This window comes from Advenella sp. S44, from assembly GCF_002810445.1.
Taxonomy (GTDB): domain Bacteria; phylum Pseudomonadota; class Gammaproteobacteria; order Burkholderiales; family Burkholderiaceae_B; genus Advenella.
Genome location: NZ_NEXS01000009.1, coordinates 304,900 through 323,893, shown reverse-complemented (window position 1 = coordinate 323,893; position 18,994 = coordinate 304,900). Strand labels below are relative to the sequence as shown.

General features: G+C 55.0%; 18 protein-coding genes. 11 read left to right on the top strand and 7 right to left on the bottom strand.

Annotated features, from left to right (window positions below; translation table 11 throughout):
- Positions 1-2 precede the first annotated feature (2 nt).
- From CAP48_RS15330 to ehuA, 6 genes are all read left to right on the top strand, one after another.
- Positions 3-1,208, top strand: coding sequence for a mandelate racemase/muconate lactonizing enzyme family protein (locus CAP48_RS15330; RefSeq protein WP_100698235.1), 1,206 nt, complete (start codon positions 3-5; stop codon positions 1,206-1,208).
- A gap of 31 nt (positions 1,209-1,239) precedes the next feature.
- Positions 1,240-2,148: a dihydrodipicolinate synthase family protein gene (locus tag CAP48_RS15325; protein WP_100698233.1), complete on the top strand. Its 909-nt coding sequence runs from the start codon at positions 1,240-1,242 to the stop codon at positions 2,146-2,148.
- Between the two features lie 821 nt (positions 2,149-2,969).
- Positions 2,970-3,839 (top strand): ectoine/hydroxyectoine ABC transporter substrate-binding protein EhuB, encoded by an 870-nt coding sequence (ehuB, locus tag CAP48_RS15320; RefSeq protein WP_100698231.1) that lies wholly within the window; start codon positions 2,970-2,972, stop codon positions 3,837-3,839.
- Between the two features lie 179 nt (positions 3,840-4,018).
- Positions 4,019-4,690: an ectoine/hydroxyectoine ABC transporter permease subunit EhuC gene (ehuC, locus tag CAP48_RS15315; protein WP_100698229.1), complete on the top strand. Its 672-nt coding sequence runs from the start codon at positions 4,019-4,021 to the stop codon at positions 4,688-4,690.
- Between the two features lie 2 nt (positions 4,691-4,692).
- Positions 4,693-5,385: an ectoine/hydroxyectoine ABC transporter permease subunit EhuD gene (ehuD, locus tag CAP48_RS15310; protein WP_100698227.1), complete on the top strand. Its 693-nt coding sequence runs from the start codon at positions 4,693-4,695 to the stop codon at positions 5,383-5,385.
- Entirely contained in the window at positions 5,382-6,257 is an 876-nt protein-coding gene (ehuA, locus tag CAP48_RS15305) for an ectoine/hydroxyectoine ABC transporter ATP-binding protein EhuA (RefSeq protein WP_304529024.1), read from the top strand. The genes ehuD and ehuA overlap by 4 nt, the downstream gene beginning before the upstream one ends.
- A 138-nt stretch (positions 6,258-6,395) precedes the next feature.
- Here the strand turns inward: ehuA and pncA are convergent, their stop codons facing one another.
- The 4 genes from pncA to CAP48_RS15285 all read right to left on the bottom strand — a co-directional run bounded on the left by pncA (position 6,396) and on the right by CAP48_RS15285 (position 10,742).
- Positions 6,396-7,052 (bottom strand): bifunctional nicotinamidase/pyrazinamidase, encoded by a 657-nt coding sequence (pncA, locus tag CAP48_RS15300; RefSeq protein WP_100698225.1) that lies wholly within the window; start codon positions 7,050-7,052, stop codon positions 6,396-6,398.
- The gene (locus CAP48_RS15295; RefSeq protein WP_242444515.1) at positions 7,049-8,005 is read right to left on the bottom strand and encodes a D-2-hydroxyacid dehydrogenase family protein; all 957 of its coding nucleotides are present in this window, start codon (positions 8,003-8,005) and stop codon (positions 7,049-7,051) included. The genes pncA and CAP48_RS15295 overlap by 4 nt, the downstream gene beginning before the upstream one ends.
- A 234-nt stretch (positions 8,006-8,239) precedes the next feature.
- Complete coding sequence (locus CAP48_RS15290) at positions 8,240-9,169, bottom strand: AEC family transporter (protein WP_100698221.1); 930 nt, start codon at positions 9,167-9,169, stop codon at positions 8,240-8,242.
- A gap of 79 nt (positions 9,170-9,248) precedes the next feature.
- Complete coding sequence (locus tag CAP48_RS15285) at positions 9,249-10,742, bottom strand: AMP nucleosidase (RefSeq protein WP_100698219.1); 1,494 nt, start codon at positions 10,740-10,742, stop codon at positions 9,249-9,251.
- Positions 10,743-10,983: 241 nt separating this feature from the next.
- Here CAP48_RS15285 and CAP48_RS15280 point away from each other — a divergent pair, with 241 nt between their 5' ends.
- Positions 10,984-11,823, top strand: coding sequence for a mechanosensitive ion channel family protein (locus CAP48_RS15280; protein WP_100698217.1), 840 nt, complete (start codon positions 10,984-10,986; stop codon positions 11,821-11,823).
- 5 nt (positions 11,824-11,828) lie between these two features.
- Here the strand turns inward: CAP48_RS15280 and CAP48_RS15275 are convergent, their stop codons facing one another.
- Positions 11,829-12,719 carry an RNA methyltransferase gene (locus CAP48_RS15275; protein ID WP_100698215.1) on the bottom strand — a complete coding sequence of 297 codons (891 nt, stop codon included), beginning with the start codon at positions 12,717-12,719 and terminating at the stop codon, positions 11,829-11,831.
- Between the two features lie 111 nt (positions 12,720-12,830).
- Between CAP48_RS15275 and CAP48_RS15270 the strand changes: the two genes are divergently transcribed.
- Positions 12,831-13,625 (top strand): inositol monophosphatase family protein, encoded by a 795-nt coding sequence (locus CAP48_RS15270; RefSeq protein WP_100698213.1) that lies wholly within the window; start codon positions 12,831-12,833, stop codon positions 13,623-13,625.
- Positions 13,626-13,650: 25 nt separating this feature from the next.
- On the top strand, positions 13,651-14,508 hold the full coding sequence (locus tag CAP48_RS15265) for an undecaprenyl-diphosphate phosphatase (RefSeq protein WP_369806365.1): 858 nt from the start codon (positions 13,651-13,653) through the stop codon (positions 14,506-14,508).
- Positions 14,509-14,621: 113 nt separating this feature from the next.
- On the opposite strand, the gene CAP48_RS15260 is transcribed toward CAP48_RS15265, so the two are convergent.
- Positions 14,622-15,488: a MaoC/PaaZ C-terminal domain-containing protein gene (locus tag CAP48_RS15260; protein ID WP_100698209.1), complete on the bottom strand. Its 867-nt coding sequence runs from the start codon at positions 15,486-15,488 to the stop codon at positions 14,622-14,624.
- A gap of 17 nt (positions 15,489-15,505) precedes the next feature.
- Positions 15,506-16,420: an SDR family NAD(P)-dependent oxidoreductase gene (locus tag CAP48_RS15255; RefSeq protein WP_100698207.1), complete on the bottom strand. Its 915-nt coding sequence runs from the start codon at positions 16,418-16,420 to the stop codon at positions 15,506-15,508.
- A 153-nt stretch (positions 16,421-16,573) separates the two neighbouring features.
- On the opposite strand from CAP48_RS15255, the gene CAP48_RS15250 reads away from it, so the two are divergent.
- Together CAP48_RS15250 and CAP48_RS15245 are read left to right on the top strand one after the other, a co-directional pair.
- Positions 16,574-17,482 carry a LysR family transcriptional regulator gene (locus CAP48_RS15250; RefSeq protein ID WP_100698673.1) on the top strand — a complete coding sequence of 303 codons (909 nt, stop codon included), beginning with the start codon at positions 16,574-16,576 and terminating at the stop codon, positions 17,480-17,482.
- 478 nt (positions 17,483-17,960) lie between these two features.
- A complete protein-coding gene (locus CAP48_RS15245) occupies positions 17,961-18,959 on the top strand; it encodes a tripartite tricarboxylate transporter substrate binding protein (RefSeq protein WP_100698205.1) in 999 nt (332 codons plus the stop codon).
- Positions 18,960-18,994 lie beyond the last annotated feature (35 nt).

The window sequence follows — 18,994 nt, the reverse complement described above, 5'->3', positions numbered from 1 at the left end:
ATATGCGTATTACAGGTATTGAAACCACAAGATTGAAGTCCCAGCCAAATCTGGTCTGGGTTGAAATAGAAACAGAGGCAGGCATTACGGGACTGGGTGAAACCTTTCGTGGCGCAGAAGCGGTGGAAACCTATCTGCACTCGATGGCCGCCCCGCTGATTCTGGGTGAGAACCCGCTGGACATAGAACGTTTGCACAAGGTGCTTTTTCGTGGCTATCTGGGCTTTAACGGCAGCGGTGTAGAGAGCAGGGCGGCGTCGGCCATCGATATTGCCCTGTGGGACATCTTCGGCAAAGTGACTGATCAACCCGTGTACCAGTTGCTCGGTGGCGCCTGTCATGAGCGCATGCGTGCCTACAACACGTGTGCCGGGACTGATTACAATAGTAAAAATATCCAGCGGCGGCTGATTCAACCCGGGACAGAAAAAATTCGCGGTCGTTATGATGACCAGATCGCGTTCATCGAAGATCCCGCCGAGCTTGCGCTCAGCCTGATTGATGAAGGGTTCGGGGCTATGAAAATATGGCCCTTCGATGGCGCCGCAACCGAGACCGGCGGTCAGTATGTCAGTGCCCGGCACATGCGGCAGGGCCTGGAGGTGTTCGAGAAAATCCGGCTTGCGGTCGGCGACAGAATTGAAATCATGTGCGAATTTCATTCCATGTGGAACCTGACCAGCGCGCTTGCCATTGCGCGCGAGCTCAGGCAATATCGTCCGTTCTGGGCGGAGGATCCGATCAAGATGGATAGTCCGGGCTTGTTGGCAGACTATCGCAACCAGGCGCAGATTCCGGTTTGTGGCAGCGAAACCCTGGCCTCCCAGAGTACGTTTCGAGACTTGCTGGCGGCTCATGCACTGGATATCGTGATGCTTGATCTATCCTGGTGTGGCGGCATCAGCGAGGGCAGAAAAATCGCCAGTCTTGCCGATGCGTATCAAAAGCCGATCGCGCCGCACGATTGCACCGGGCCGGTGGTGTTATGGGCTTCCCTGCATTTGGCGCTGGCTTCGCCCAACGCGATTTTTCAGGAAGTGGTGCGGGCGTTTCTCAATACTTTTTACCGGGATCTGGTGACCGAATTACCCGTTCTGGATGCTGGGTTTCTGTTGCGGCCCGATGCCCCAGGCCTGGGCACGGCACTGGCGCCGGCAGTCAAGAGTGATCCGCAGGCTTGTGTTCGACGCAGCGTGCTGCCTTTATAACAATTCCAGCCATTTGACTTAAGGAGAGGACATGGCAACTTTCAATCGACAGCAGGTGCGTGCCGCGCTTGATGGTATTTCCGGCATTCTGATTACCCCGTTTGATGCCAGCGGCAATATTGAACCGGCGCGAATGCAGCCCATTATCGATGACGCAATTGATGCAGGCATACACGTATTGGTAGCCAACGGCAATACCAGTGAGTACTACAGCTTGCGCTGGCAGGAAAGCCAGGCCATGGTGTCTGCGGCGGCAGAGCAGATACGTGGGCGGGTCCCATTACTTGCCGGGGTCGGTCGCAGCATCGAGGAAGCATGCGATCTTGCCGTCGCGTCACGGGCGGCCGGCGCCGATGCCCTGATGATTCACCAGCCACCGGATCCGTTCGTGTCGCCACGGGGCGTCCTCGCCTACGTACGGCGAATCGAAGAGGCGGCACAAGGGTTGCCTCTCGTATTGTATTTACGCAATGAAGTCATTGGCATGGAAACCATAGAGGCGCTTTGTAGTATTGCCTCGGTAGTGGGTGTCAAATGGGCGTCGCCAACGCCACTGCTGCTGGCTGATGCCATCGCGCGTACCCGGCACCTGGACGTGGCATGGGTGGGCGGACTGGCCGAAGCTTGGGCGCCGCCTTTTTATGCGGTAGGCGCTCGCGGGTTTACCTCCGGCCTGATCAATGTGGCGCCAAAGCGCAGTGCCGCTATTCATGCTGCGCTTGACACCGGCGACTACACGTTAGCAAACCAGCTTATTGACCAAATGTTGCCCTTTGAACAACTCCGTGCAGAAGAAAACAATGGCGCGAATGTCACGGTCGTCAAGACAGCGTTGCAGTTGCTGGGCAATGATTGCGGTACCACAAGGCCACCTTCTGCATGGCCAATGAACCCACAATCGCTCGATAGACTCAAGCAATTATTAAGCGCATGGCAATAGTGACAGACTAGGACGTACGAGGCGATGACGGGTTTCTTAACGGTTATCATGTCGCGCCTTGCATGCTATACCGTCACCAAATGTGCCTTATGCGGCGCAAAGGGCTGACAGAAGCCAGGCACTGGAGGCAGGAAAGCTAAGCGATAAATACAGACGGCGATGCAGTAGCAGGGCCCGACGGCATGATAGTAATTTGTCTTAAAGTAATGGTATGTTGCCAAGTGCGACTGGACAGCTGTGCATCAATGTGTTCCCAACTGTATTTCTGACGGTGCTTTTACCTCGGTTTAATTCGTTCCATCGTTGACCAGATTGCTGCGCTAACCATCGTGTAAAAGAGGCATCTCGTCGTGTATGAAAGGGCTGGCCAGCCCCGCGCGCGGCAAGCGAATATGGACACAGTCGCTTTGGTTTGAACTTGCCGTGTCGCTGTGCTTAGCGCCTTCCAGGTATGCCGTCTTCAGGGTTGGACAAGTGTCAATGACGAAATTTTACAGGCACTCTTTCCTGATATAGAACCTTAATTGCGTTTGAAATAAACCTAGGGTTTTCCATGCGTTTATTTCATATAAATGACGGCTGTTGAATGTAACAAATATATGGAAATGATGGCATTACGGTTGTGCTAGACCGTTTTTCTATGTTACTTCTATAAATGAAGCGATAACCGCTAGCGCAGCACACGCGCCACTCATGCGAAAAATTTCCGGCACGAGGCGAGAGTGTTTGCGCGTTTGAAAGTTATTTCAAATGTAATTTTTTATCTGAAATATGTTCAGCTAAAAACTTCAGGATAAATCAACTTCAAGGGGAGTAGAACTATGAATACAATACGCAAAACTCGAACCCTGCTGGCTCTCGCTGTAGCAACCGCTGCGGCTTTTGGAACAGTAGCATCGGCATCGGCTGCCACATTGCAGCAAATCAAGGATAAGGGCGTGGTGCGGATTGCCGTAGCCAATGAAATTCCCTACGGCTTTGTCGATCCTAGCGGCGAAGCAAAAGGCGCTGGCCCGGAAGTGGCTAAGCATATTATGGAACAGCTGGGCGTTAAAGAAATCAAATGGGTCACGACCGGTTTCAGTTCACTGATTCCCGGCCTGAAAGCTGACCAGTTTGATATGGTCGCCGCAGAAATGGCCATCCTGCCGCAGCGTTGCCAGCAGGTCTCGTTCTCCGAGCCTAATAGCTCATATGGCGAAGGTTTGCTTGTTGCCAAGGGCAACCCCGACAATCTGCACAAGTACGAAGACTTTAGCGAGTCTGATAAAAAAATTGCCATCATGGCAGGTGCCGATCAACTGGAAATGCTGCAAAAGCTTGGCGTTGACGATGGCCGTATGGTAACGATCTCAAATAATGCAGATGCCATCTCGACCGTGTCCACGGGACGTGCTGCGGCCTATGCTGCTACCAGCCTGACAGTGAGTGAGCTGGCTCAGAAGAGCGACAAAGTTGAAGCGGCTGAACAGTTCGAAGATCCGGTCATTGACGGAAAACCAGCGCGCAGCTGGGGCGGTTTTACTTTTGACCAGGGCTCGGACGATCTGCGTCAAGCCGTCAATGAAGAGCTAGCCAAGTTCAAGAAAACGCCGGAGTGGAAAAATATTCTAACCGAGTATGGCTTTACCGAGCATGATCTGGAAGAGTCTACCAAGCAGACAACAGAGCAACTTTGCGCTGCGAAGTAATACTGATGTAGCTTGCTGGATATGCAGGCGCCTGGTGGCGTCTGCATTCGGTTGTGCTAACGCGACAGCGAACCGGCCGGATGAGGCCGCGCCGCAGGAGCAGCCTGCTTCAACTCACGGGCTCGTGCAAGCTGCGACTTGCACCCGCCATTTGACTTCCACACAATAAAAGGCGACCGATGGATTGGAATATATATCTGGCGCCCCTGCTGCAGGGTGCGTGGGTGACCGTTCAACTGACAGTCTATTCAACCATACTGGGGGGGATAACAGCATTTGCCTTCGGTATCGGCAAACTGTCCAGTAACTGGTTCTATCGCGGATTCTCTATCTGCTTTATCGAGATCTTTCGCGGAACATCCCTGCTTGTGCAGTTGTTCTGGTTGTTCTTTGCACTACCACTGCTGGGCCAGGCTATCGGTCTGGACCTGCGCATGGCGCCTTTGGTAGCGGGCACGTTGGCGCTGGGTTTCAATATCGGGGCATATGGCGCCGAGGTGGTGCGAGGTGCCATCCAGGCGGTACCGCGCTCGCAATATGAGGCGGCCAAGGCGCTGGACTTTACTCCACGCCAGACATTGCGATCTATCAGTCTGCCCCAGGCTATCCCGGAGATGATGCCCAGCTTCGGTAACCTGGCGGTGCAAAACCTCAAGGATACGGCATTGGTGTCGCTGATCAGCCTTGGCGATATGGCGTTTCGGGCCGAACAGATTCGCAACTACACGCAGGATAGCACCACGGTGTACACCATTTTGCTGTTCATGTATTTTGGCATGGCGCTGATTCTGACAGGCATCATGAAACTGCTGGAGCGGTCTGTCGGCCGCTGGCGCGCAGGGAGGGCCTGATCATGCTATTTGGTATTGAATGGGATACAAGCAGCAATTGGGCCTTTGCCGTTTCAATTTTCCCAATACTGCTCAAGGGCCTGCTGGTTACCCTGCAGGCGACGGTGCTGGGATTTCTGGTGGCGATGGTGCTTGGCCTGATACTGGCTGGCCTCAAAAGCGCCAGGCTGGCCATTATCTCTTGGCCCGCCAAATTTATAACCGAATTCATTCGTGATACGCCGTTACTGGTGCAGCTGTTTTTTCTATATTATGTATTGCCGGAGCATGGCATTGTATTGCCTGCGTTTCTGACCGGCGCACTGGCTTTGGGTGTGCAATACAGCGCCTATTTGTCTGAAGTCTATCGGGCCGGCATCGAATCCATTCCAAGGGGACAGACCGAGGCGTCGCGTGCGCTGGATCTGGCGCCTGTGCGTACGTTCGGATTTATTATCCTGCCGCAAGCTATCCCGCGTATTATTCCGGCGATGGGCAATTACCTGGTTTCGATCATGAAAGATGTGCCGGTGCTGTCGGTCGTTACCGTGCTGGAGATGCTCAACGTAGCAAAAATCATAGGTGATCGCACCTTCAATTATCTGATACCGCTATCCATGGTGGGTGCCATTTATCTGATCCTGACCATTGTCGCGTCCTACGGGGTGCGTTATCTGGATACCCATCTGCCAAAACGAGGAATACCTTTACGATGAATAATCCGATCAATAATGATAATGTGAATGTCGCTGCGGATAACACTCAGGGCGATGATGTTGTGAAAGTCGACGGTGCCGCTGCTGACCTGGAGACCGGCGAGCCGATTATTCGTTTCGAAAAAGTCATCAAGAAATTTGGTGATGTGACTGTGCTGGACGAGCTGGATTTTGAGGTTCGCAAAGGCGAGAAAGTCACCATCATTGGTCCGTCGGGGTCCGGCAAGTCTACGGTGTTGCGCATTCTGATGACACTTGAAAATATCAATGATGGCGTCATCTATGTGACCGGCAGGCCGCTGTGGCACGAAGAAAAAAACGGGGAACTGGTGCCGGCTTCGGAAGACCACTTGCGCGATATGCGCAAGGAAATGGGCATGGTCTTTCAGCAGTTCAATCTGTTTCCGCATATGACGGTGCGCCGCAATGTCACTGAAGCGCCGGTGCAGGTGCTCAAGTTGTCCAAGGAAGAAGCCAACGAACGCGCCGACAAATATCTGGAACTGGTCGGTTTGTCTGATCAGAGCGACAAGTTTCCGAGCCAGCTCTCTGGTGGTCAGCAACAACGGGTCGCCATTGCCCGCGCACTGGCGATGCGACCCAATATTATGTTGTTTGACGAACCAACGTCGTCACTGGATCCGGAACTGGTCGGCGAGGTGCTCAATGTGATTCAGCGCCTGGCTGAAGAGCATGACCTGACCATGCTGCTGGTGACGCATGAAATGCAGTTCGCCAAGCAAATTTCCGATCGCGTGTGTTTCTTTGACAAGGGTAAAATTGTGGAGCAGGGCACGCCCGAGCAAGTCCTGGTCAATCCTCAGGAGTCGAGAACGCAGGAGTTTCTCAAAAGCTTTATTGAGCAACACTGATATGACAGGGCACTGCAAAGTGCCCTGATCCGTTTGGGCCATGAAATTCCGTTTGCCAAGCGCTGGACAGACAACGCAAAAGACGACCGTGGCAAGCTTGCTTTACCGCAAGATTTGTATGGGTCAGCGGTAAGCCGTCTACGGGGCCGGACAAAACTCGCTGCTGTGCAAGATGCGGATGCCTTGTTTCTGCATGCGCCTTCTGGTGGCGTCGTCGGTTTTGCCGGTGACCGGTGCGGTGGCATCCCAAATGACATATGTATTGAACCCGGCCGCCCGCGCATCCTGTGCGCTCCACAATACACAGACATCTCTTGCCAGGCCGCATATATATACGTTGCGCACCTGACGTTCCTTTAACCAGCCGGCAAGTCCGGTCTGTGGACGTTGCTCTGCACAATTGTAGTTTTCGCGAAATGCGCTGTAGGAGTCGACCGCGGCGTCGGTGCCTTTGCGCAGGATAAGGTTCATCCTGTCCCAGTTGATGGCGCTGTGCAGCGCCGCACCTGTGGTTCCCTGCACGCAATGATCGGGCCATAAAACCTGGGGGTGGCCATAGAGCTCAATATTGTCAAAAGGCTTGCCGCCATCATGTGTTGAAGCAAACGAGATATGTCCGGCCGGGTGCCAATCCTGGGTGGCCACATACTGGGCGAAGCGATCCTGTGCCAGTATGGCCTGCACCGGCGCCACAATAGCATCGGCCTGCTCGCAGGCCAGCGGCCCACCCGACATAAAGTCTGGCTGTATATCGACCAGGATAAGCGCGCTGCATGGCAGTATTTCATGTGTCATGATGCAATTTCATCCAGCCATTGGTTCAACTGCTGTTGTACGTCAATCGCAAATTTGCGGTACACCTGTTCGCTGACAAAGCCCATATGCGGTGTCAGAAGGATATTGGGCACAGCCATGAGCGCCGGACTGATACCCGGCTCATTGTCAAAGACATCAAGCGCAGCAAACCCCGGCCGTCCATTTTGTAGCGCCTGGATCAGCGCGGCGGTATCAATCAGCGTGGACCGGGAAGTATTGACCAGCAGGCTGCCCGGCTGCATCAGAGCCAGGGTCTCGCTGTTGAGTAGCTTGCGCGTCGCATCCGAGACGACCAGATGCAAAGAAACGATATCCGATGTGGACAGCAGCGTTTCAAGTGAAACGCTGGTTGCGTTGTGCTGGCTTGCCCGCTCGGGTGTCATATGCGGACTCCATGTCTGCACCTGCATGCCGAACGCCTGGGCCACAGTGGCCATGCGCTGGCCGATGTGGCCCAGACCAATCAGCCCCAGGCGCTTTGCCTCCAGGACCTCCGGTAAGTGGTCGCGGACGGCGGGAGGGCGCCATAGCGGCTGTTGGCGACTGACCAGCAGCTCGGGCAGTTTTTTCAGGGAAGCCAGAATCAGCGACCAGGCCAGCTCGCAGGTACTGGCTTTCGATGGCCCGAACTCGGTGGGTGTGACCACGATACCCGCCTGCTCAGCGGCTTGTTGATCCAGCGTATTGTTGCGTGTGCCGGTAAAGACAATACGCTTCAGATTGGGCAATTGCGCGATCAACGCTTGGGGAAATGGCGTTCGGTCACGCATCAGCACGATGCATTGCGCCTGTGCCAGCGCAGCCGGCAACTGATCGTCGGGCAACCGTTCGTGATGGATTGTCAATGTACTGCGGCTCTGTATACCGGACCAGTCGACCAGCCGGGCAAGTCCGTGTTCCCAGTCATCCAGTATGACAATTGAAGGCTTCATATATCGCTCCACAAAAGGGAAAATAACCCGCATGTTATGCAGCGGCGGGCAACGCTAGCCCTGTCCGCATCGTTCATGCCTGACAGTATATTACCTTGCGCGCCAGCGCATGGCACCCCGTCCTGGTGCCCAGTGCGATTGCGCAGGCGGTCCATGGTTTGCCGGCCAGACCGATAGCGGCGTGAGCCTTGGCCACGCCTGATGGGCGGCAAAAGCTCCATGGCGCTGCATGGCCTATCCCTGGAACCACGCCAGGAGCAGAGAAACACTGATGACCGACAACACAGTTGAAATAAATATGGACTGCGATACCAATTGCGTGTCGCGCTGGTACATGGTTGCCAGCATGAACGGACCAGTGCCGATAGGCAGTGCGGCAAGCAGAACCGCCGCTTCGCGCTGTACGGGCGGCATGTCAAAGACGACGAAAGCGAGAAATGCCGTCACCGCTGGCAGAAACAGCATTTTCATGAGCAGAACAGCGCCTAGCGCCGGATGCGGGCGAACACTGCGAGTTTGAGCCAAAAACAGTCCGATAGTGACAAGCGCGCAGGGACTGGCCGAACTGCCCAGCAAGCGTGTCAGCTCGGCCAGCGGTGCAGGCAGGGCAATATTTAAGCCGGATAACGCCATGCCCGCGACCGGCGAAACGATCAGCGGGTTTTTCCCGAGGGCTATAGCGGTATGGCGCATGCTGGTCCAGATGCTGCTGTGTTTCTGCAGTCCGGTTTCCAGGCAGACAATAGACAGTGCAAACAGCACGCAGGCGGTCAGTATCATGGTGATAATGACCGGTATGACGCCTTCCTGGCCATAGGCCAGCATGCACAACGGCAGCCCCATATAGCCGGCGTTGCTGTAGGATGCGGCCAGACTGGCAACGCTATTGTCGGCGGGGCTGAAGCGCCGCCGTTGCCAGACCATGAAAATGAAAAACGTGGCCAGCATGCCGCCGGTACTGGCCAGGATAAATGGTATCTGGTTCAGCTGCTGCCAACTGGCGGTCGCCATGGCATGAAAGAGCAGGGCCGGCAACGCCAGCCATACCACGTAGTTGTTCAGGTGCTGGCTCGCCTGGTCCGACAGGATCTGGCGGCGAGCGGCGATATATCCGATCAGGATCAGCGCAAAAACCGGAAATGCGGCATTGATAACGGAATTCAAAATACGGGGCTACTTAAAGGGGGCTATTTAAGGGCGGCTACTCAAAGGGGCCTGCTTAAAGCGGGCCAATTAAAGAGGGCTATTTAAAAGCGGTTTCAATAAAGCTGCGCAGTTTACGCGAGTGGAGTCGTTCGCGGGGCATTTCACGAAGCTTTTCCAGCGCCCGCATACCGATGCGCAAATGCTGGCTGACCTGCTTGCGGTAGAAGTCCGAAGCCATGCCGGGCAGCTTCAGTTCGCCATGCAGCGGCTTGTCTGACACACACAGCAGTGTGCCATAGGGGACGCGGAAGCGAAAACCGTTGGCTGCAATAGTGGCCGATTCCATATCAAGGGCAATGGCCCGCGATTGGGAAAACCGCTGGACAGGTTCATGCTGGTCACGCAACTCCCAGTTTCGGTTATCGATGGTCGCCACAGTACCGGTGCGCATGATGCGTTTGAGCTCCCAGTCCGACAGGCCCGATACTTCTTCGACAGCATGTTCCAGCGCGATCTGGATCTCGGCCAGTGGCGGCACCGGCACCCACAGCGGCAGGTCGGCATCCAGCACGTGGTCTTCTCGCACATAACCATGCGCCAGCACATAGTCTCCCAATCGTTGCGTGTTTCGCAATCCGGCGCAATGACCCAACATGATCCAGGCCGATGGCCGCAGTGTCGCAATGTGATCGGTAATGGTCTTGGCATTGGATGGCCCCACGCCGATATTGACCAGTGTAATCCCGTTGCCGTCGTCCCGTTTCAGGTGATAGGCCGGCATTTGCGGCAGTCGTTGCAGTCGGTGGGAGGTATCGGGTTGACCCTTGCGCGTGATATGGTTGCCTGGTTCGACCAGCGCCGTATAGCCGGATGTCTCATCCTCGATCAATTGCGCAGCCCGTTCGACGAACTCGTCTACATAGAACTGGTAATTGGTAAACAGAACAAAATTCTGAAAATGCTCCGAAGCGGTGGCGGTATAGTGCTGCAGGCGGTGCAGCGAATAGTCAATGCGCGGTGCGGTAAAAGGCGCCAGCGGCCCGGGCTGGCCCGGTTCTTCGCGCAATGTTCCATTGACGATAGCGTCATCCATGACCGCCAGGTCCGGGACATCAAAGAAATTGCGCAAAGACGAACCAATCGTGTCCGCATAGACGCCTTCCACGTACTGGCCACCGGTAAATGCGAAATGCAGTGGAATAGGCACATCGGACTCGCCGATCTCCACAGGTAACGAGTGGTTTTTCATGATCAGCCCGATCTGTTCCAGCAAATAACTCTTGAACTGCTGGGGCTGCGTAATGGTGGTCTGGTACAGGCCCGGCTCGGTGGTATGGCCGTAGGACAGGCGCGAATCCACTTCCTGATGATCAGGTACATGCAGGCGGATGGCCGGATAGCAGGCGCGGGTGCGCTGACCCGAGTGGTTCTCGCCGCTGATAAAACGGTAAAAGGATTCGCGGATAAACAGCGTGTTGCGTTCGTAGATACGCAGCAGTTCCTCGAAAGCCAGGAGCGGGTCGCGAAAACTGGAGAAGCTGATGCGTTGGGGGGTATGGAATGTGGAAGACGTGCTGTGCTGAGTATTCATGTGTGCTGTGTATTCATGTATAGACGCTGGTTGTTATGGTCATTGCTGAAACGGGCTCTGTTATGCCTGGCTCGCCGCATAAAAACTGGCCCGGTTTCGCTGTCCTGAAGTATATTCTGTCATTATGACACGTTAAAATCCTGACATCGCGATTGCCCGCTGTCGGCATCGGTGTACCCAGTGTTCTCGCCAGGCGCGAGCCTTCCTGTTTTATTAAATAACCAGCAAGAGAGTGACTTATATGGATATTCAACATATGGAAAGTTTCTGGCCGTTCGTCCAGCGGTTCGCCATTGACGTGGTGGTTGCGTTCATTATTCTGGGCATCGGCTGGACCGTTTCCAAATGGCTTGGCAATATGGTGCAGCGCCTGAGTACCCGGTCAGAACGAATTGACCCCACAATCATCCCCATGTTTCGCACGGTGATGATCTGGAGTGTGCGCATCGTTACCATCATTGCGGTGTTGTCGCAGTTCGGCGTGCAAACGGCCAGTCTCATTGCTGTTCTGGGCGCCGCAGGCCTGGCCATTGGCCTGGCGTTGCAGGGCACGCTGCAAAATATTGCTGCCGGCATCATGCTGCTGGGGTTGCGGCCGCTGCGCGTGGGCGAAAGCGTCACGGTGGCTTCGGGCATTTCCGGCACCGTCGACGAAGTGGGCCTGTTTCTGACGCGGATTGTGCAGGCTGACGGCGTGCAGGTGACCGTGCCCAACAGCACCGTGTGGAACGGCACGATCATCAATTTGAGCCGCCACCATAACCGTCGTATGGATATTCCGGCCTATATTTGTTTTGGCGACAATGTCAACCGGGCCATTGAGGTACTGAACAAACTGATTGATGAACAGCCTGGCGCCTTGAAAATGCCGGCGCCGGCGGTTTTCGTGGCCGACCGCAAGGATGGCACCATTACGCTGACGCTGCGTGTCTGGGCCAGTGCCGACAATTTTTTCAATGTACAGAATGACTTGAACCGGGAAGTCCAGATGAGACTCAAAACCGAAGGCTTTGACGTTCCGGCTCCGTTGCGGGTCACGGTTCATCCGCCGCAAGGCAATGGCGCCGGCGACGCCAAATAACGGGGCTACGGTCGGTACACCGTTTTCAGTATGTTGGTGCATACCCCGCGCATCATGTCCACTTCCTCCTGCGTCATGTGAATGCGGGTAAACATATAGCGCATGCGCGGCATCAGCTTTTTCGGATGGTTTGGATTCAGAAAATCAATCCCGATCAGTGCGCTTTCCCAGTGATTGATGAATGCCTCTACCTTTTCGGCAGGGGCATAATCGCGATCGGGCACACTTGAACTACCCGGAATCAGCGTAGACACGGGTGGCGCGGGGTGCTGGGCTGATGTTTCGTTGCCGGAAGAGACGGCGCCGGCGGACAGTGTTATCGGGGCTGATACCGCTGTCGTTGTCGTTGCCGTTGCCGCGCCGGCATGCCATGCCGCTGGCGCGGCCTGCATGGCGTAATTCAGTTCCCAGGCCGCCAGCAGCAATGCCTGCGATACGTTCAATGAGCTGTACAAAGGGTTGGCTGGGATATGACAGATGCGGTGGCAGCGGCTGATATCGTCATTGTCCAGTCCGGTTCGCTCTGTGCCCAGGACAATCGCAATTTGCGTATCGGCGTGATTGTGCAGGTGCGTGCGAGAGAGCTGGGCCGTCTGACGGATGTCCAGGGGAGGGGGGCCCATGTCGCGGCTGCGGGCGGTCAGCGCAAAGGCCAGGGTAATGCCCGTTAGCGCCGTGTCAAGGTCGGGAGCGATACGCGCAGACTCCAGGATATCGGTTGCGCCGCTGGCCAGGGCCTGTGCTTCTTCAGAGAAAAGTATGTCGCGATCTTTCGGGTTAACCAGAACAAGATCGGCAAACCCCATGTTTTTGAGTGCTCTTGCGGCGGAGCCCACATTGCCGGGGTGGGTCGGCGACACCATGATAAAACGGACCCGGGTATGCAACGGTGACATAAAATTCCTTAGAACGCCATGAATATGGACAGAAATGAATGGATTTGCAGAAGTCTGCATTATTGTCCATTAAAATGCCTATTTTACTACTCAACCGAAGTCTGGAAAGCTATGCACCCCATGCTCACCATCGCCGTACGTGCCGCTCGCCGTGCCGGCGCCATTATTAATCGCGGCAGTCTCGATCTGGACAAAATTCAGATTGCGCGTAAAGGCCCCAACGATTATGTTACCGAAGTCGATCGGAACGCAGAACAGGCGGTTATAGAGGTGTTACGCGACGCTTACCCGGATCACGCCTTCCTGGGTGAAGAGTCCGGTCATATTCCCGGCGCCAAGGATAAAGAAAACGAAATGCCCGAGTACCAGTGGGTTGTCGACCCGCTGGATGGCACGACCAATTTTGTTCATGGATTCCCCAACTATGCAGTATCCATCGCGCTTTTGCACAAGGGCGTTGTCACGCAGGCGGTTGTGTACGATCCGGCCCGCAATGAAATGTTTACCGCCACCCGCGGAGGTGGCGCGTTCCTGAATGATCGCCGCGTACGGGTCGGCAACCGCACCCGTTTTTCAGACGCGCTAATCTCCGGCCGTTTCCCTTCGGTTTCCGGTTCCAATCGCAAGGGCGCCGAGCGTTACTACGGCCTGGTCGACGAATGTTCGGGTTTTCGCCGGCTTGGTGCGACCGTGCTGGAACTGGCCTATGTCGCCGCCGGTCGCTTCGATGGCTACTGCGGTGTCCATCTCAAACCCTGGGATCTGGCGGCGGGCAGCCTGCTGATTCTTGAGGCGGGTGGTCTGGTCGCCGATTTCGAAGGGGAACAAACCTGGCAACAAACCGGCAATGTGCTGGCGGCCAGCCCCAAAATCTTCACCCAAATGCTTATCTCGCTGAAGCAGTAAATTGTTGTGCGGTTCGGAGCCCGTTATTATGGATCAAGTGTGGTACCTGTTTAAAGCTGTCGTTCTGGGCATTGTCGAAGGGATAACTGAATTTCTGCCGATTTCCAGTACAGCCCATCTGTTGATTCTGGGAGACTGGATTAACTTTGATTCCGGACAATTCAAGGTTTATGAGATCGTTATCCAGCTGGGGTCTATCCTGGCGGTGATGTGGTTATACCGCCAGCGCCTGCGCGAAGTCATTGTGGGCACATTTACCGGTAACCGGGCCGAGCAGCGGTTTACCATGAATCTGATTATTGCCTTTTTGCCTGCGGCGATTATCGGCCTGATGCTGATTGAACAGGTCAATCGGCTGCTTGATGGCCGATTCATGATTTATGCATTTACCCTGGTGGTCGGTGGCGTGATCATGCTGTGGGTGGAACGTCGTCCATCCATGGCCAAGCACACCACCTTGCAGGACCATGAGCTGGCCCATCTTACCAAAAGCCTGGACGACATCACCTGGAGGCAGGCGCTGGTTGTCGGTTTTGCCCAGTGCCTGGCCATGATCCCGGGAACATCGCGTTCGGGTGCAACCATTATTTCCGGTATGATGGCAGGCATCCACCGCAAGACGGCTACCGAGTTTTCGTTTTTTCTGGCCATGCCCACCATGATTGCCGCGACGGTATTGAGCCTGTACAAGCACGGTGGCGAGCTGACCCAGAGTAATTTGCTGGCTGTCGTGCTGGGCTTTATCGCGGCTTATATCAGCGCGCTGATTGTGGTGCGGGCCCTGATGCGCTTTCTGTCCAGCGCGTCCTATCGGCCGTTTGGCTGGTATCGAATCGTCTTTGGCATTATCGTGGCATTCTGGGCCTGGAACCAGGTCGCGTAGCTTGCATGCAAGCTTTTGGAAAATGCCGGCATTGTCCGGCATTTTTTATGATTCGCTGTCTGGTAAATGGCATCATTCGTTGCGTGTGTGCTCCACCGGATGAGCCAAGCCGATTATGGGTTGCGACGCAGGGCGGCATAGCCGTGACTCAATACCGTGACATTGCGTTCTTTTACCCTGGCCTGAAAGTGGATCTGGGCCGAGCCTTCCTGCCAGATATCGCATAGCAGCGTCTCGCCCGGGTACACCGGCGCCGAAAAACGGACATCGAAGCGATACAGGCGGGCCGGGTCATTATCGCAGCAGTCCTGGACTATCGCTCTTGCGACATGACCGTAAGTACTCAGCCCGTGCAGTATCGGTCGCTCGAACCCGGCGGCAGTGGCGACCTGTGGATCAATATGCAACGGGTTCGGGTCTGCATTGAGCCGGTACACGATCGCCGCATTGGGTGCGACCGGGATGCGGCGCTGATGGTCCGGCCTGCGTTGCGGCATGCTCGGCAGGGCAGCCAAGGTGGCATCGCCATTTCCGAAACCGCCGTCGGCGCGGCAGAATGTTGTTTGCTGGATGGTTGCCACAAGTGTATTATCTTCATCGTACATATTGCGTTCGGCAACTACCAATGCACCCTTGTCCGGGCCCTTGTCGATGACATGCGAAATATGGGTTTTTCCTGTCAGTACGCCTTCGGCAGCCAGTGGCTTGTGCCAGGTGCTGCGTTGTTCGCCATGCACCAGCTTGACCCAGTTGATGCCGGTCGCCGGATCCTGCATCCAGAAGCCCGGATAGCACAGGATGCTGCTCATGGTGGGAAATGCCTGCAACTGCTTCTCATAGACAAATTGCAAATGGAATGGGTCTAGCGGGTCCGAACCCAGCCCGATACCCACTGCGTACAAAATGCTGTCGCGTTGCGTGTAGCGATGACGCGTGTCGACAAAAGGCCAGTTTTTGATACGTTGGTAATCCAGTGGCATACGCACACTCCGGGTAATCAGATGGGATCCCAGTTAATCACGTCGGGCGATCGTTCCAGTTTGTGAAACTGGCCCTGCATGGCGGGAATGGCAATCTGGGCGATCAGCTCCGGGGTCCAGCCGTCCGACATGTGAACAGAGCGCACCGGACGTGGCTGGCTAAACAGCAAAATTTCATTGGCTCGCACGCCAAAAATCTGCCCGGTGACTTCTGCCGCAGCATCGCTGCCCAGATAGACGGCCATTGGCGCAACTTTATGCGTTTCCATTTTCTGTAATTTCTGCACCCGCGCTTTTTCTTCGGGCGTTTCTGCCGGAATGGAGCTGGTCATGCGGCTCCAGGCAAACGGCGCTATGCAATTGGACCTGACGTTATAGCGAGCCATGTCAAGTGCAATAGACTTGGACAGGGCGACGATGCCCAGCTTTGCAGCGGAATAGTTGGACTGACCCAAATTGCCGATCAGCCCCGATGTCGAGGTCATGTGTACGTAGGCGCCCGACTCCTGTTCACGAAAGTAGGGGGCCGCAGCGCGGCTGACAAAAAACGTGCCATGCAGGTGCACATCAATGACTTGGCGCCATTCTTCCTCGTTCATTTTATGAAAGAGGCGATCGCGCAGGTTGCCCGCATTATTGACCACAATATCAACACGCCCGAAGTGATCCATGGCCGTTTGCACAATCTGGCTGGCCGATTCATAGCCGGCGACACTGTCGGAGCTGGGTACGGCGGTGCCGCCTGCTGCAGTTATTTCCTCAACCACAGCATGTGCGGGGCCGTCAGTTCCGCCCTGGCCGCTTAACGAGACACCAATATCGTTTACCACCACTTTGGCGCCGGCTTTGGCGTAAGCGATTGCAATGTCTCTGCCGATACCGCCGCCAGCTCCGGTCACGATCACGACTTTACCTTCTGCAATCGAGCTCATTGGATTCTCCTGTCAATTTCATTGATGGGGACCGAAGCATGGCTGTCGATCCGCTTAGGGATTACTATGTATTGCTGTTCAATTTTATGATAGGCCATAATGGCGGACAGCGTTGTTCGTATTTCTCAACTACCCCCTTCGTATAAGCTTAAGATGCGCTATGACCTGACCGACCTCAAGCTGTTCATCAATATTGGGCAGGCTTCCAATTTGACCCGCGCCGCCGAAAAAACGTTTCTTTCCCTACCGGCCGCCAGCGCCCGTATCAAGAATCTGGAGGATTCGCTCAAGGTGCGTCTGCTGATCCGCCAGGTCACAGGTGTGAGCGTGACTCCGGCCGGTGAGGTTTTTCTGAAGTATGCCAAGGGGGTGTTCCAGCAACTGGAATGCATGCACGCCGAGCTTCAGCCGTTTTCTACCGGTATCAAAGGCAAACTGCGAATCATGGCTAATACGGCGGCGACGCATTCCTTTATGTCTGAAGCCTTGTCCACTTTCCTGGCCGAAAACCCCGATATTGATATTGCGCTCGAAGAAAAACTGTCCAAGGAAATCGTGTCTGCTATCCGTGGCGGATCGGTAGATATTGGCATCGTCTCCAGCAATGTCAACCTGGATGGGCTGGATGTGGTGCCATTGTTTCGCGATGAACTGGTGGCCGTCACCCACTTGGGGCATCCATTGAAAGAGTTGCGTGAAATTTCGTTTGACAACCTGATCGACCAGTATCAGTTTGTCGGTATCAATCCCGAGAGCGCCATCCAGACGTTTCTGGATGACAAGGCCTATAAGCTGGGCAAGCGCTTGCATCAGCGCGTGCATGTCGGCAGTTTCGAAGCCGTCTGCCGCATGGTTGATGCGGGTATCGGCCTTGCAATCGTGCCGATAGAATGCGCCCGCGCCTATAGCCGCGCGCCGCGCCTGCATATAATTAAACTTACCGATGAATGGGCCGATCGTGAACGCAACGTCTGCCGGCTGGCTGGACGCGATCTGCCCGCATATGCAGAAAAATTCATTGGTCATCTGCTTGAGGTATCGAATCGGATGCGCGAGCGCTAGTTGGCATCTCTGTGTCCGGGCGGACATAGAGTGATCGTGCTTCGGAGGGCAAGGGCTGTCATTCTTGCGCTTTGCGACTGCGCACAGTATTCCGATTTTGACCGATCAAACTGATGAAAAATTATTGGCCACGCGCCGATTCTTGATTTGCCGCATTGGTAGCTATTATGGACATATCTATAAAAGCGCAATGGCTGAGAAGCAGCCCGAGAAAGCGTAACAAAGTTTAGCGGGTGTCGAACTGTTTATTTTTCTGCTTTGCGCTTGAATGTAGTATTTCAATGTGGCACCCGCATTTTGTGCACTACAGAGGGTGCCGGGAACAACAACATCAATAGCAGCCGCCGGTCTTAGGCGCTGCTGAGGGGATCCTTCACGTATAAAAAACAGGGCATGGAAGATTCTGGCGGCATAATTGAACGTTGCAGCACCCACAAGAACATCATGTCATTGCAAACATGATAATAAGGAGACTGTTTTGAAAAATCCGATGATGCAACGCAGACAACTGCTCAAATCCGCGCTTTATGGCGCTGCCGCCGTATACAGCCTGCGATCTGCCGTGACTTTTGCTGCGCAGTGGCCGGCAAAGGCGGTCAGTTTTATTGTTCCTTTTGCGCCGGGCGGGCCGGTAGACACGGCCGCACGCATCGTGACCAACGGCTTGACGCAGCAATGGAGCCAGACGGCCATTATTGAAAATCGCGCAGGCGCCGGTGGTATCCTGGGGGCCCGGCTGTCGGCACAGGCTAAACCGGATGGGTACAATTATTTTTTTGCCGCCATTCACCACGCTATTTTACCCAGCCTGAATCAATCCCTGGATTACGACATTCAGAAGGATTTTGTACCGGTAGGCGCGGTTGCGCGGTTCCCGATCATACTGATTGCCCATCCCTCTCTGAAGGTCAAATCAGTCAAGGAGCTGATTGCACAGGCAAAGGCACAACCGGGCAAAATTGCCTATAGTTCTTCGGGAACCGGCGGCGGCACGCATCTGGCCGGCGCCTTGTTTGCCAGCATGGCTGGTATCGAGCTGCAGCATGTGCCCTACAAGGGGAGTGCGCCGGCGGTTCAGGATCTGGTGGGCGGGCAGGTACAGTTGATGTTTGCCGATGCCACCTCCGCCTTGCCGTTCATTAAATCGGGCAAAGTGATTCCACTGGGCGTGGGAAATCCCCAGCGATCAGACCTGGCGCCCGATGTACCACCCATTGCCGATGAAGGCTTGCCCGGCTACGAAGCCTATTCCTGGAGCGGTTTGTTTGCACCGGCGGGCACACCGGCCGATATTGTGAAGCAGTTCAACGAAAACCTGAACGTGCAGTTGAATGACAAAGGTGTGATTGAAAAAATGCATGGCAGCGGATCCGAGGCCATGCCAATGACGCCCGAAGAGTTCGGCACATTTCTGAGCGATGAAATTGCCAAGTGGCACAAGACCATTACCGACGCTAACATTACCATTCGGGGCTGAGGCAGCACATGACAAGGACAATCAGGCAGTATGCG